This window comes from Pseudomonas sp. MAG002Y (assembly GCF_019400845.1).
GTDB lineage: Bacteria > Pseudomonadota > Gammaproteobacteria > Pseudomonadales > Pseudomonadaceae > Chryseomonas > Chryseomonas luteola.
This window is the reverse complement of record NZ_WOEJ01000012.1, coordinates 1-13,061: the sequence shown is the minus strand read 5'-3', so window position 1 is coordinate 13,061 and position 13,061 is coordinate 1. Positions and strand designations below refer to the sequence as shown.

Annotated in this window: 17 protein-coding genes; 11 read left to right on the top strand and 6 right to left on the bottom strand. The window is 53.3% G+C overall.

Annotated elements, in window-relative coordinates; genetic code table 11:
* The first annotated feature begins 9 nt into the window (after nucleotides 1-9).
* The 7 genes from GM154_RS16980 to GM154_RS16950 all read left to right on the top strand — a co-directional run bounded on the left by GM154_RS16980 (nucleotide 10) and on the right by GM154_RS16950 (nucleotide 4,392).
* Nucleotides 10-468: a PRTRC system protein E gene (locus tag GM154_RS16980; protein ID WP_125913222.1), complete on the top strand. Its 459-nt coding sequence runs from the start codon at nucleotides 10-12 to the stop codon at nucleotides 466-468.
* A gap of 10 nt (nucleotides 469-478) precedes the next feature.
* Nucleotides 479-691: a PRTRC system protein C gene (locus GM154_RS16975; protein WP_010799322.1), complete on the top strand. Its 213-nt coding sequence runs from the start codon at nucleotides 479-481 to the stop codon at nucleotides 689-691.
* A 102-nt stretch (nucleotides 692-793) separates the two neighbouring features.
* Nucleotides 794-2,188 (top strand): hypothetical protein, encoded by a 1,395-nt coding sequence (locus GM154_RS16970; RefSeq protein ID WP_125913223.1) that lies wholly within the window; start codon nucleotides 794-796, stop codon nucleotides 2,186-2,188.
* On the top strand, nucleotides 2,178-2,882 hold the full coding sequence (locus GM154_RS16965) for a hypothetical protein (protein WP_125913224.1): 705 nt from the start codon (nucleotides 2,178-2,180) through the stop codon (nucleotides 2,880-2,882). The genes GM154_RS16970 and GM154_RS16965 overlap by 11 nt, the downstream gene beginning before the upstream one ends.
* Nucleotides 2,879-3,634: a PRTRC system ThiF family protein gene (locus GM154_RS16960; protein ID WP_125913225.1), complete on the top strand. Its 756-nt coding sequence runs from the start codon at nucleotides 2,879-2,881 to the stop codon at nucleotides 3,632-3,634. Before GM154_RS16965 ends, GM154_RS16960 begins: the two co-directional genes overlap by 4 nt.
* Nucleotides 3,635-3,653: 19 nt before the next feature.
* Entirely contained in the window at nucleotides 3,654-3,980 is a 327-nt protein-coding gene (locus GM154_RS16955) for a hypothetical protein (protein WP_073450571.1), read from the top strand.
* A 211-nt stretch (nucleotides 3,981-4,191) separates the two neighbouring features.
* Complete coding sequence (locus GM154_RS16950; RefSeq protein WP_219652873.1) at nucleotides 4,192-4,392, top strand: hypothetical protein; 201 nt, start codon at nucleotides 4,192-4,194, stop codon at nucleotides 4,390-4,392.
* A gap of 53 nt (nucleotides 4,393-4,445) precedes the next feature.
* On the opposite strand, the gene GM154_RS16945 is transcribed toward GM154_RS16950, so the two are convergent.
* Both GM154_RS16945 and GM154_RS16940 read right to left on the bottom strand, forming a co-directional pair.
* Nucleotides 4,446-6,116 carry an ATP-dependent helicase gene (locus tag GM154_RS16945; protein ID WP_125913129.1) on the bottom strand — a complete coding sequence of 557 codons (1,671 nt, stop codon included), beginning with the start codon at nucleotides 6,114-6,116 and terminating at the stop codon, nucleotides 4,446-4,448.
* The gene (locus GM154_RS16940) at nucleotides 6,113-8,032 is read right to left on the bottom strand and encodes an ATP-dependent endonuclease (protein ID WP_125913128.1); all 1,920 of its coding nucleotides are present in this window, start codon (nucleotides 8,030-8,032) and stop codon (nucleotides 6,113-6,115) included. The genes GM154_RS16945 and GM154_RS16940 overlap by 4 nt, the downstream gene beginning before the upstream one ends.
* Nucleotides 8,033-8,423: 391 nt before the next feature.
* On the opposite strand from GM154_RS16940, the gene GM154_RS16935 reads away from it, so the two are divergent.
* Both GM154_RS16935 and umuC read left to right on the top strand, forming a co-directional pair.
* Nucleotides 8,424-8,867 (top strand): LexA family transcriptional regulator, encoded by a 444-nt coding sequence (locus GM154_RS16935; protein WP_125889996.1) that lies wholly within the window; start codon nucleotides 8,424-8,426, stop codon nucleotides 8,865-8,867.
* The gene (gene umuC, locus GM154_RS16930) at nucleotides 8,860-10,134 is read left to right on the top strand and encodes a translesion error-prone DNA polymerase V subunit UmuC (protein WP_125913127.1); all 1,275 of its coding nucleotides are present in this window, start codon (nucleotides 8,860-8,862) and stop codon (nucleotides 10,132-10,134) included. Before GM154_RS16935 ends, umuC begins: the two co-directional genes overlap by 8 nt.
* Nucleotides 10,135-10,171: 37 nt before the next feature.
* Here the strand turns inward: umuC and GM154_RS16925 are convergent, their stop codons facing one another.
* Both GM154_RS16925 and GM154_RS16920 read right to left on the bottom strand, forming a co-directional pair.
* A complete protein-coding gene (locus tag GM154_RS16925; protein ID WP_125889994.1) occupies nucleotides 10,172-10,423 on the bottom strand; it encodes a DUF1654 domain-containing protein in 252 nt (83 codons plus the stop codon).
* A gap of 106 nt (nucleotides 10,424-10,529) precedes the next feature.
* Complete coding sequence (locus tag GM154_RS16920; protein ID WP_258019887.1) at nucleotides 10,530-10,823, bottom strand: hypothetical protein; 294 nt, start codon at nucleotides 10,821-10,823, stop codon at nucleotides 10,530-10,532.
* Nucleotides 10,824-10,983: 160 nt separating this feature from the next.
* Between GM154_RS16920 and GM154_RS16915 the strand changes: the two genes are divergently transcribed.
* Both GM154_RS16915 and GM154_RS16910 read left to right on the top strand, forming a co-directional pair.
* Entirely contained in the window at nucleotides 10,984-11,487 is a 504-nt protein-coding gene (locus tag GM154_RS16915) for a hypothetical protein (protein WP_219652872.1), read from the top strand.
* A 72-nt stretch (nucleotides 11,488-11,559) separates the two neighbouring features.
* On the top strand, nucleotides 11,560-11,889 hold the full coding sequence (locus GM154_RS16910; protein ID WP_219652871.1) for a hypothetical protein: 330 nt from the start codon (nucleotides 11,560-11,562) through the stop codon (nucleotides 11,887-11,889).
* 133 nt (nucleotides 11,890-12,022) lie between these two features.
* Here the strand turns inward: GM154_RS16910 and GM154_RS16905 are convergent, their stop codons facing one another.
* A complete protein-coding gene (locus GM154_RS16905) occupies nucleotides 12,023-12,742 on the bottom strand; it encodes a hypothetical protein (RefSeq protein ID WP_219652870.1) in 720 nt (239 codons plus the stop codon).
* Nucleotides 12,726-13,061 (bottom strand): hypothetical protein (locus tag GM154_RS16900; protein ID WP_219652869.1); only part of this gene is annotated, 336 nt, incomplete at its 5' end. The genes GM154_RS16900 and GM154_RS16905, both read right to left, overlap by 17 nt.

Below are 13,061 nucleotides of genomic sequence, written 5' to 3'. Positions count from 1 at the left end.
GAGCCTCACATGACTTTTTTCACCTCCATTGCCAGTGCTGTCACCGCCCAAGGTCGTATCAACATCGAAGCCTCCGGTGCAGGCGAGGGCCGCGTTCGGCTGGTCCTGTCAGCCAACCTCGGCCCTGTCGAGGACAACGCCAGCGATGAGATCAAACAAGTCCACGCGCTGATGACCCGCCCACTGGTAGCTACCGGCACACCGGAAGAACTGGAAGCCGCGCTAACCGCCAAGCTCGCGCAGGTGAGCGCCGTGGTAGCCGAAGGCACCGCCACGCTTGAAGCCTTGCGCCAGATCAGGGAACAGGCAGGCAGCAAGGCGGTAGCGGCTCCTGCACCTGTTACCCCCGCCGCAACCTCGCCAGCAACAGCAGCAGCAACAGTTGATGACGCCAGTGAGGATGAACGTGAATCCGTCACGCCACCCGCAGTGGCGGACACCCCCTTCTCCATTGCCGACCATTTCTGAGGACCCGACCATGCCTGCATCCATTCTCACGCTCACCCGCATTTTCCGTTCCAGCGGCCAAGACCTGCCAGACCCGAACCCTGAGCTTTCGCCCGAAGAAGTCCTGCGCCATTACGCTCGAAGCTACCCGCGCCTGCTAGGGGCCAAGATCGTCGAACCCATCATCGAGGGAGACCGCCATGTCTACGAGTTCCGGCAAGCATCGTTTGGAGCCAAAGGTTGATCCACTGGAAATCTTGGACGCATGGGGCAGCGGCGATCTCGCTGCCCACATGGCGTCACGAACCAATGGACCTTCTCTTACTCACCAGCAGATGAAAACGCTATGGGCACTCCTGAACGCTCCATCAGTACCGGGCACTATTCGTTCCCCGCTGCCACGCTAACGCCGCTCATGCTGCCAGCGGTCTCGCTGGCCATGCGCGAGGCGGTCAGCACGGCGTTTGAGACGCATGAATCCTATCGGGTGGATAGTCAAGGCCATGCCCTGCTCTGTCGTGATGCCTTTGACAGCGGGCTGATCGACGTCAAGGCGCTGGAAGTGCTGGCGGTGTACCCCAACACCTATGGTCTGCACCTGCTCACGCAGCGTGCGGTCACGGCCATTGAGCAGCGGATGCTGATTCAGAAGAAGGGATTGATTCCAGGAATCAAAAAGCGCGTCAGGCAACTGAGCCAGCCCGTCATTGATGAGCCTTTCGTTGCTCGCCTGACCGCTGCCTGCATCCGGCAGGAGCTGGTTGAGCTTGAGGATGTAGAGCCTGAGCTTGCAGACGGGCCAGCGTGTATGCCTCAACTGCTGGCGCTGTGTCAGACGGCTTTGCAGGATGTACTGATGACTGAGGGGGAAAAGCTCAGGTGGCACTTCGAGGCCACTATCGAGAACGAAAAGTTCGTCCTGTACGCCAGCGAGTTCAACGAGATCGACCTGTCCATTCCGCTGGACCGTGAGGATTGTCGAGAACTCAATGTCCTGATCTTCAAGACGCTGGATGCCATGAGCTGGTTTCTGGTGCCGTTTCATACCCCCATGAGCTTTATCGGACCCGAGGGTGTGTACTCGCATCTGCACAGCGAAGCCTACATGGCGTTGAAGGAGAGCCTTGCCGTGTGGGGAGAGGCGGAGCTGCTGGATTATCTCAAGGACACGCCCAGCGAAAACCTGCCGTTTGAAGACTGGGCACTGGGTCTGGACGGCGAGCCTGACGAAGACGCCTATGCGCGTGCCGCCGCGATTCTGCTTGAGCTGCATGACTTTGATCAGCACTGCAATTTCCGTCTGGACCACCGTACAGGCTGTGACCACAAGGCCGAGATGCAGACGCTGATCCGGCAGATAGACGACTCCCTAGCCACCGCCCCCGCCTATGCAGCAGTGCTGGCCACACTCAGGGAAGCGCTTGAAGTGTGCATCGCAGCGGCAGAGTCGGGCTTTGATTTTAACGAACGTGAGTTTGAGACCTCCGCCGAAGACAGCGTAGGCTTTTTCGAGACCCTCTACGCCTCGGTAGCCGGTGGCCGATTCTCCCTGCTGGAAGACGATGCCCGCGATCACTTCGAAGGGTACGCGCAGAACGCCTGCGGGTTGTTTGTTGCATTCCCGCTTTCCCATGAGAGTCTGGAAATACAGGTATTGCCCGTCCTGCGACGAACCCAGCAATGCCTCTACCTGCTGGACAAACTCGATACCGTACTGGAGGAATTCAAGCATGTTTCATGAGCAGATCAGTTCAAAGGCCCTGCTGGTTCATCACCACAAGGAAACCGGCAGGCTCGACCTCACCAGCCATGAAGTGCTGGCGCTGGAAGGCGGCAAACAGTTCACACTGGGCGCAGGTCGGGCATTCAGTGCATCGGACAAGGAGGCATTGCTGAATCTGTTGCAGGAGGAATCCGGCGAGGCCGAGTTCATTGATCCGGGCATCCTCATGCGTGGACGCAACCTGATCGTCTGGTATACCCCACGGCAGGTACTGGATATCCCCTTTCCCAACGAGATGATTAGCGCCCCCCTCCCCGGCCTGATCTATGTGGCACAGGCGGGAGTCGAACTGCGCTGCTTTGCGTTCAAGGGCAGCAACCGCCCAACGCTGGATACCGAGCTGTTCTACCCGCCGCTGGGCAATGTGTATTCCGGTGGCACATTCTGTAGCGGCAACGTCCATCTGCCGCGAGAGATTGAGCTTTCCAACATCCCGCAGTGGCAGCGCTTTGTACTGGAAAGCACCAACACTCATCAGGGCGGTCTCTGTCCGATCAAGGGGCTTGATAGCTTTGCCAAGCTGATCCAGTTCTACCGTGACCTCTCATGCAAGAAGACCTTTCCAGCCGCCAAACTGGTGCCGGTACTGCGCCGACAGAACATGCAGGTGCTCACCCTGCGTGAGGCCATCACACAGGAGGCTACCCTATGAGTGCTGCTACGCCTCTATATCCTGAACCCACCGTGTTCAAGACACCCGATCACTGGTGCTCGAAAGCACCGCGTATCGTGGTCATTGGCGCGGGCGGCAATGGCAGTGAGGTCGTGGATACCCTTGCTGCATTCCATCACGCGCTGGTCTCGCTGGGTCATCCCGCAGGACTGCACGTCACGATTATTGACGACAGCGTTGTGCGTGAGCCAAATCTGGTGCGCCAGCGCTTCTGGCCCTGTGATCTAGGGCAAAACAAGGCCATAAGCCTTGCCAACCGCTACAACCTGATGCTGGGCCTGTCATGGACGGGCCTTCCCCACCGTTTCCCCTGCAAACAGACCTATTCCGCCATTGAAGGGGCTGACCTGATTATTTCGGCGGTAGACCTGCCCTCGGCTCGCCGTGATATATCCCGAATCGGGTACGGCAAGCGGCTGTGCATGTGGCTGGACCTTGGCAATGGCCACCGGCACGGGCAGGCTGTTTTCGGGGCGCTGCATGAGCAGAACCGCCGCCGCTATCCGTGTGTGGTGGACGTTTTTCCCGAGATCGCTACGCTGGAAGACGACTTGCGTAAATCCTGTTCAGCCGCCGAGTCGATTGCCACACAGGACTGCCTGATTAACCGCGCCGTCACCACGGCAGGCATGAGTATTGTGTGGGAGCTGTTGCGCTACGGGCAGACCAGCAAGCACTGCGTGTCGGTCAATCTGGAAACGGGTGAGCAGATGACAGCAGGGTTTCCTTAAACTCACATGGTGTTGAGCTATGAAAATTGAGCATACCTTACGGGGCTTTGATCTGGTCACGTTTGAAGACCGATACGGCGTCAAGTGCAGCCTGCAAAAGAGCAGCCTTGCCGAAGAAGATGCTATCTGGCTGGGTTGTGACGATAGCGACCCGAAGATCATGGCTTCACGGGCAATGGAGTACGGCATACACACACACCAAACAACTGGATGGGTTCCTTTCCCGTTACCGGATGATGTTGTCATTAACACGCGAATGCACTTAACACGTGAGCAGGTCGCTGAGTTACTACCCTATTTGCATCATTTTGTGGAAACCGGCGAGATCGTGAAGAATGCGCCTTAGCAGGTTAAAAAGACTCATGTGTCCAACCAGCACCTAATTGGAGCCAGAAATGGCATTAGCATTTTTCTTGGCTGGAATGGGTATTTCCTCAGCTATGGCATTTGGTTTCCTGTGCTATCTGGCCGTCCCTGAATGACGCCCTGAAAGAGAAAAAGCACAATACACATTGTTTGAAACATGAGCGGGATTAGAGGTGTTGCATAGGAAGGTTTTGAAAGTCGAAGGTTCGAACTTTGTGGCCAGCGCTGTGTGGGAACAGAGGCCGGACGGCTGGACGTGCATTGAGGCAGACCCAACACTGGCATGGCTCAAGGGCCGCAGTGATGTCGGTGTAGGCTGGTTCATGCAGCGCAAGGGCTGGCAGTATTCGTGGACCGCAATCAATGAAGAACAATGTACCCCAGTAACTTAGCAAGGGCCGACAAGTTGAGCGAACAGACTGAGCTGGATATTACTGGCCATAGCTCAGGCATTTTTCGATAAAAACGGAGTAATGTAGCTTATGAACTCACCATGAGGGCTACGCCGCTCCTGCCAACGCGGCGGATTACCAAGCGGACGAAAACGCCTGTCGCAGCTGGTAATCATAAGTCGGTCCTTGGCTCGTGACACTCCTACAAAGAACGCGCAGCGCTCGTCATAAGCTTTCCCCCAAAATGTTTGGGTTTCAATCGCTGGCATTATGACTGAATGAAATTCCAGACCTTTACTCTTGTGAATCGTTAAAAGCCGTATCGTTTCGTCACTTGAAAAGTTATTTAGCGCTGCCAAGAGATCAGAACCTCTTTCAAAGTGAGCGGTGAGCTGTTGGTTAACCTGGACGATAACCTCATTAAGCCGTGATCTTTGTTCATAATCAGCTGACAATGTAGTTAACATGGGTAGGCCTACCTGATCCATAAACTCTTGGACAATTTCCCACCAGCCCAAATAAGGATTCTCAGAGCATGCTCGGGCTCTGACGTGTTTGAGATGTTTTGAATACATCTTTTCAAATTTATCCTGCGCTTTTAAGTCTGCGTTCTCATCGTCAATAACCGTGAGCCGCTCTATAAGACGAGTCCAGCACTTGGGCTGACGAGAGCGGTAGAGACATGAAAGGTAGTCAACAATGAGTCTGGCAACAGGTTCGTTGACTAGATCTTGCGACTCATATTCGTTTCGGTAAGGAATCCCTTTCGCATCGAGGTGTTGCATGATCAACGCGCCGTAATCATTGACCTGCTTAGAGAACAAGATAGCAATCTCTCGTAGTGGAATTAGATCTACTGTATGCCATTTGTAGACCAAATCCGCTATGTAGCTTGCCTCTAGCTGCGAGTTCTCAAAGTTACGAGCCCAGATGTCTCCTTCCTCACCTGCGATAAGTTCACCGGCCATTACAGCTGCAGGATCAAGCGCACGGATAATCTCATTCTGCATGCGGAGCAGAGCCGGCTTTGATCTGAAGTTTCTGAAAAGGTGAAGGGGGACAGCATTAAACTCATTTGCGTAGTCGGCAAAGATCCCATCCATGGCGCCAGCCCACCCCATGATTTTTTGCTTAACATCACCTACAGCAGTCAAGCGAATCGGCTTGTTCATAAAGACGAGCCTGAGCAAGCGGTACTGTTCAGTTGTGCAGTCCTGAAACTCATCGAGGAACACATCGCTGTAGGTCTGGCATACAGCATTACGCGCTATAGATGATGCCGACAGTATTTTAGTAGCTAACGGTATGAGCTGAGCAAAAGTTATCTGACTGTGCTCTATATGTTCAGATCCAATCTTGTAGTTAGCATCAAGCGCATCAGCTCCCTCAAGCACCGGCCGAAAACGATCAATAATTCGTTTCGCAAATCCGTGGAACGTGTAACTATCAAATCGTGACGCCAGATCAGATCCACAACGTTTGAGCACCCGATCTTTAAGGTTTTGGCTTGCATCTACCTTAAACGAAATAGCAAGAACTCTTTTGGGATACGGACACAGCGCTGTACGCAGCAGAAAATCTGCTCGCTGAGCAAGGATTTCTGTCTTACCTGCACCAGGGCCAGCCGTTAGGGCTAGAGAGCGGTGAGGTTCCATTACTGCAAGCAATGCGTTTTTCTCCAGCGTCAGACCGTCTGCCGGCATCCATGCATCTTGGCGTGTCATTCTGGAAGCTCCTCCAGCGCTGCTATCACTGCATCTGCGAGGCGATTAAGCGAATCGGGCAAGGTTGCTAGCAGATCCTCAGGAGTCAGCTCAGCAAGAGCAGCGATGTGTGCTGCTGGTTTACTACCCAGCTTGAACTTTGAATGATAGCTGGCAAAAAGCTCCTGCTCTTCGGTGTTGTATTGTTCCGGCTGATGTCGTTTTTTGCCGAGTACAGCTTTTAGAGTCGCCTCATCTGGAGCAGCGGGATCTACTCCATAAGCCTTGGGATAAGCTTTCATCATGGAAAAATCGAGATCAAGAGGCTCAGAAAAAAACACCCTACGCTTTTCCAGTTCAGCAAATAAGCTGACCTTTCTATCTTCGAACCAATTATGAGTTCTCACAGAAAACCCATCGACATTCCATTTTGGAAGAGGCCAGTCTGGAAGCTGATTTGCTTCAGAATGGAGACGTAACTGGTCATCAACGTAGCCGATACGTCCCCAACCGCCCTGATACCTGCCAACGTCTAGATCTAGCAGCGTAAAATAAGGTGTTCCCAGCGCGCTTAGCAGTCGCCAAAAATGGTTGACGTGCCGTCCGCCCAGGGGAGCAATAGTGATCGCCGACTCATCTACAGGAGCACCTTTAGCCTGTAGAATCTTGGGAAGCACTATTTCTTCGCTATCCCCTTCTCCCAAGACGACTAAACGGGAGAAATAGATTTCTGGAAATGCCTGTACGGCTTCCCTTACAAATTTACGCGCTTCTCCATCATTTTCGGGTAGCTGAATTGTCGTCACCTTGGTGACTCGATTGGTATCAAGACGTAAGTAACGAATATGTTCGGGCTCAACCCTACGAAGCATTGAAGGAGCATGGGTGGCGATTAGTGCTTGGGAGTCCGCTCCGCCAATCGATGTGTTCAACGCATTAACAATTCGTCCAAGATAATGTGGAGAAAGACTGTTTTCGGGCTCTTCAATAGCGATCAAGGTAAATGAAGGCGGCTTCAACCTGCTTATATCAAATGCTGTTGACTCACCGTTTAAAACAGCTCGTCCTATAGCATGAGATGAAAGCACCAGCGAGAGATAGAGCATCGATTTCTGCCCGTCGCTCAATCGACAGAAGTCAACCAAACTTTCATCATGTCCAGGGGTGAAGGAGACGGACATGTGGCGAAGTAACGACTCTATCTCTGAAGTTATAAAAGTAAGCTTAGGATCTGAAAAAAACGTACCTCGATGAAGACTCTTCCAAGTTTTTTTCAATATTTCGCTGAAAGCTTTGATGGACAAATTATCAGACAGTGACTCGCTGATTTGATCTGTGAGTGCCTTTACGGCCTCACGATCTGCCTCCCAATTCACAGCGCGTAGCAACCGTCCAAGTAGCGCATTAGCTCCATAGGCTATATGGTCTGCAGGATCGCGTCGTGCTGGCAGATAGTGCATTTGTATCGCGTTGCGATGAGCACGGGTTACGGCAACGGTAGACAAAGGACTACCGTCATGATTGACATCTAGGACGTAGAATAATGATTCTTCAATGTCCCCAGCGATCCCCATTGTTGCTTCGAGCCGGTATCTGACTCGCGGAATACCGTCTGCTGAATCCAAGCGCATATGAGCGAAATGAGGAGCAACTGTAAAGTTAACTTCTTCTGTAAGAAGCTCTGGAAACTGGAAGTCAGCCTCAAGCCACAACGAGCGCTCCTCTGGCACTTCCACTTCATCACAAGGCACATAAAAGTCGGATCGCTTTACTCTGCGAAGTAAAGGGTCGAATGAGAAAAGTCGACATAAAGCCTGCAATACTGCGGTTTTACCTGCTCCGTTAGGCCCGATCAGATAGGTTGCATCCTCAAACGTGATTAGCGTGGGCTCACCAAAGGATTGAAAATTACTTAGTCGGATACTATGCAGCTTCATTGCCAAACTCCATCTGGGCGCATAGACAGCTTTCCTGCCTATCCAAGAATAAGCATATTTCAACTTATGAGGATATAGGGCTACTACCTACATTAGGATATTTTCTATAAGCCCGGTATTTTGGTATCTGTCGAGCCGGCACATACAGATATCCTATGGTCGGTGTCTTCAAAAAATGCGATTACCGAGAGCAATCTGGCACGTGCGCTATTTTGATGTCATTTAGACGCCATCAGTCTTGATACCTACATTAAATCTCATCAAGTATTCACTTTTAGGCATAGCGGATTACACTCGGAGGCTCTGAAACACTTGTCTAAACATTGACGGGAACTGTTCGCATGTACATGCTGTATATAAATACACATAACCATGTCGCTCGGATGTCGTCATGCAACCCAACCACATCACCCTTTTAGGCCCGCTTTCGGCCACGGATTTAACCCTCCCGCTTTACGGGTATCGCGTTCCGGCAGGCTTTCCCAGTCCCGCCCAGGACCACATCGAGGAACGCATATCGCTGGACCATCTGCTTGAGATCCAGGCACCCCATACCTATCTGGTGCGTGCCCATGGCGACAGTATGATTGGGAGTGGTATCCACGACGGTGACCTGTTGGTCGTTGATCGATCAGCAGATGCGGTACAGGGTGATGTGATCATTGCTGCCATCAATGGCGAGCCAGTTGTTAAACGCCTCGGTAAGGTCGGCGAAACGCTGGCGCTTCTTTCCGATAACCCTCTCTACCAGCCCCGGCTGATCCTTGAAGGCGACGACCTTGAGGTCTGGGGCGTTGTGCGATGCAGTCTGCGGACACATCGCGGTCATGTTTGATAAAATCTATTGTCTGGCAGATTGCAATAGCTTTTACGCATCGTGCGAGAGAGTATTCAGGCCTGATTTAAAACACACTCCGATTGTCGTCTTAAGCAACAACGATGGCTGCGTTATTGCCCGCTGCGCCTTGGCCAAGAAATTAGGGATCAAGATGGGTGCGCCCTATTTCCAGATCAGGGACGAGCTAAAACGCCTTGGAGTTCAAGTGTTTAGCTCCAATTACGCGTTGTATGCCGACCTTAGCGCACGAGTCATGTCATGCATAGAATCTATTAGCCCGGCCTGCGAAATATATTCTATAGATGAAATATTTTTAGATCTATCAGGAATACAGGAATGTCCTGAAAAGCTTGGCAGGGAAATCAAGGCGCGGGTGTACAAATGTACCGGCATCCCTATAGGTGTTGGGATCAGTACTACCAAAACACTGGCCAAGCTGGCCAACCATGCAGCCAAACGCTGGTACAAGTCCACTGGCGGTGTACTGGATCTGAGAGACCCCGACCGCCGCAACCGGGCGCTGCAGCACATCGATGTCGGTGACGTCTGGGGCGTTGGGCGACGGCTTGAGGAAAAGCTCAAGCTGTTGGGCATCGAGAAGGCATGGGACCTCGCCCAGTACGACGCCTGGTCGATTCGCAAGATGTTTAGCGTCGTGTTGGAAAAGACAGTGCGCGAGCTGCGCGGCATCTCATGCATCGATCTGGAAGAGGTGGCACCACCCAAGCAGATGATCTGCACGTCCCGAATGTTTGGTCAGCGCCAGTACACCTTTTCCGCTCTGGCCGAGTCGGTGGCCAGTTACACGGCTCGGGCGGCAGAAAAACTAAGAGCGCAGCAGTCGCTCTGCCAGGTTATGCGTGTAGGCATCCAGACGGGTATGCACGGCCCGCCACAGGAGCGCTACTCCAATAGCGTCATCCTGAACCTGCCCTACCCCACCGATGACACCCGTGTACTGGTCCAGTACGCCTTGCACGGCCTGAAACACATCTACCGCGAAGGCTATGGCTATGCGAAATCGGAGATCCTCCTGATGGACCTCAAGCAGCGTGGCGAATACTCCATGGACCTGTTCCAGCCCGAGCAGTCAGCAGGTGCCGATCGCCTCATGAGTACCATGGATACCATCAACCGCAAGTTCGGCAAAGGCATGCTCCGCCCTGCGCGTATTACGGCTCAACCCGGCTGGGCCATGCGGCGCGAGCTGATGAGCCAGAGCTACACCACCCGGCTGGATCAGCTTTGGACGGTGCGTAGTTGAGAGAGTAGCTTCGACCAAAGATCGAGAGAATGTACGGTCAGCCTTCCTGTGGAACTGTCCAGAAGATCTGGACATTGCCATCATCGCGAAAAGCCAGGGTCACGTTGTCAGTGTCACCCAATTCCTCCATGACCCGATCCCATGCGTCATCCGGATCGCTTTCCAGTCGTTCAAGCAGGGCTGTTTTAGAGCGTTGAGCCGCTGGACTGTTAATCACGCGCTGAAGACGCATCGCCAGCACTTCATAGGGCTTGGGAGCAGGTGGAGCCGACGCAGTTTTCTTTGCCATGTGTACAACCCAATACTGTATACATTTACAGTATTACATGCCTCGCATCTAGATCAAGCTATTTTACGGGGCAGCTCCTGAGCGCCAGGAGCCAAGCAACCCGTGTTCACTCTGTACGTGGCTTTCCGCTCACCAGCCGGTTCAGCTCGGTGCGAACCATGTTGCGATACTGCTGCGGCTCAAGCGCCTCGATCTGGGCGTCTGCCCAGGCCCGAAAGCCCGCCTTGCGTTTTTCCTTCTCGCTGAAAATCCTCCCCGCCTCGGCATAGCTGCGCTCGCGATTCTGCTGCCAGAACGCAAACATCTCGGCCTTTTGGGCTTCAAGCGCGGCTCGATACTCGGCAGGGTGATTGGCAAGGTTTAAGGACAGTGTAGGGCTGGCGCTGGACATGATTTCCATAGGTTTAGGGACTCCTGATACAAGCGGCCCAATGATACCTGCCTCTGCGGCAAAGGACGTGCAGCTTGTCTGAACCCAGCGCTTCGATGCTGCGTGGGCGAACTTGCATCATCGAGAACTCGTGAGACCTTGGGTATACAGCCAAGCCAAGGAGAACATCATGTGCACACGCCCCGCCGTAATCGTCCAAAAGGTCCTGAGTCCAAGAGGTGATATCAGCCACTGCCGTATCCAGATAGGCTCAGCTACCCTTCCCGCCCCGTTCAGCGAGAGCTTCGAAGCACTCGAAGCAAGGGTTAAAAAGGCTACCAGGATCGAGCTGACAGTGGCTGAGGTTATGGCCGTTACAGCGGCATCCCGTGAACAGATGGAACGAGAGGCGTTGCGACTGAAAGAAGCACTCCTGACGTTGCCCTCGGGAACCGTGGCCAATGTAGAGGATGGGCTGTTTTTCTGGATCAATAGCCGCGGTGAGCTGGTATGGGCTGACTGCATACCCGGCCAGAATGATCCCACTCAGATCTACCCAGGGTTGATCACCTGCATTGGCGAAATCGACACGCACGAACTCTATGCCATCGCGCAGAGCATTCGCATGTGGCTGGCCATCCCTGCGTTCATCCATGTTGATCCAAGCTGGTTAATCCGCACGGAGATCGAATAGATATAGGGCCTACCCTTGTACGGACATGGTACAAATGTTTGGAGCTTCCGAGTTAAAAGAAAACTATGCAGCATGAAATATTCACCACAAGATTACTACGATGCACATGAGGCCCTAGAAGGGGCACTGGATAGCTTTGAAAAAGGTGGCACTCGTGAGGAGGTAGATAAGGCTGAAGCGAAACTGGCGGATGTCATTGCCTATTTACGTGTCAATGGAGCTATGCCGAAAACACCACACGAGATTTTAGAGGAGAGCCTTGATCTTCTTTACCCAGAAGCCGCTTCCAGACAAATTGTCGAATATCAAGGTAAGAGGTATCAGCGAAGATTCAAGCCTCTGAAAAGAGGAAAAGGAGGCGGCGTAGTAAAATGGGAAAAGTCTTGGCTGCCTGTGTTTTAGGAAGTCCCCGCCATGAGCGAGCCGCTGACTCAGAAGCTGCCATCAGACCACAAGGATAAAGACATGACATCATCGAACCATCCACTACTAAAATTTCTCGCTTCTCTCCAAGCTTTTATAGTTGGGCCAGTGCCTAGTCAACGTTAGCAGCACTCTGTTTTAATGCTTCAAGCGCACCACGTCGTCGATATTCACGCATCCGATCCAGATAGGCACGATGTCGCTCGGGATCACGACGTATCTGGTCGCGGTAGCGCCTAGCATAGAGCCGCTGATAGGTACGAATACGAACCCGCCAATGGGCCAGTTGCTCAGGTGTCATGGCGTCCAGTCGAGCTCGTCGGCGCGCCTGAATCTCTACACGATTGGCAGCGTAATGCGCCGCCATGTACTGCCTGATGGTTTCTCGATTGACGGGATCGTTGCGCCAGCGTTTACCGGATGTACGCTGTATCTGGCGAACCCGGTTTGCCAGCTTAGTATCCCGCGCCATCCGCTCAAGCAAACGCTGATGGCGACGGCGATTAAACTCAGGATCAGCAGCCCGTCGGTGATAGTGCTCCAGATTGGTCCTGCGACGTTGGGTAGAAGCGCAGGCATCAGAACACGCATTGCTGCGTGGTCTATCCGAAGGGACCTTGTTACCACAGATCACGCATTCCGGGCGCTGACACCAGGAGCACTCGCGCCAGCCGCGCTGGGTGAGTAGGCTTTGGGCCAGCGTCTCCTGCCGACCGCAATTGCACACCACGAGCCACGCAGTCTGCTCACGTCCGAATTTCACTCGTCCATTCGCAGCCAGTACACGAAGACGACCAAAGCGTCTACCCGTTAGATCAAGCGGTGCCGGCATTGTCCTGATTCCGCCACCAGCGCTCAACCGCTTCGATTACACACACTTCCTGCAGATAGTTAAGCTCGGCAAGCTTGCGACTCAACCCTACAGGATCAACGTCCCATTTATCCGCCAGGCCATCCTCAATCGCGTCTTCCCACCCCATGGACAGGCTGCCACGGATCAGCGCAGCCGGTTCGCTGCAAACACCGGCAAGCATGTCCTTTAGGGCATTCCACTCAGCATCACTAAATAGCTTCTCAATGCGTTCACGGCGCAGGATTTCTGCATAGCGGTCGCCAATCACGTTGACGCGCCTGCTCGTCGTGATGCCCGC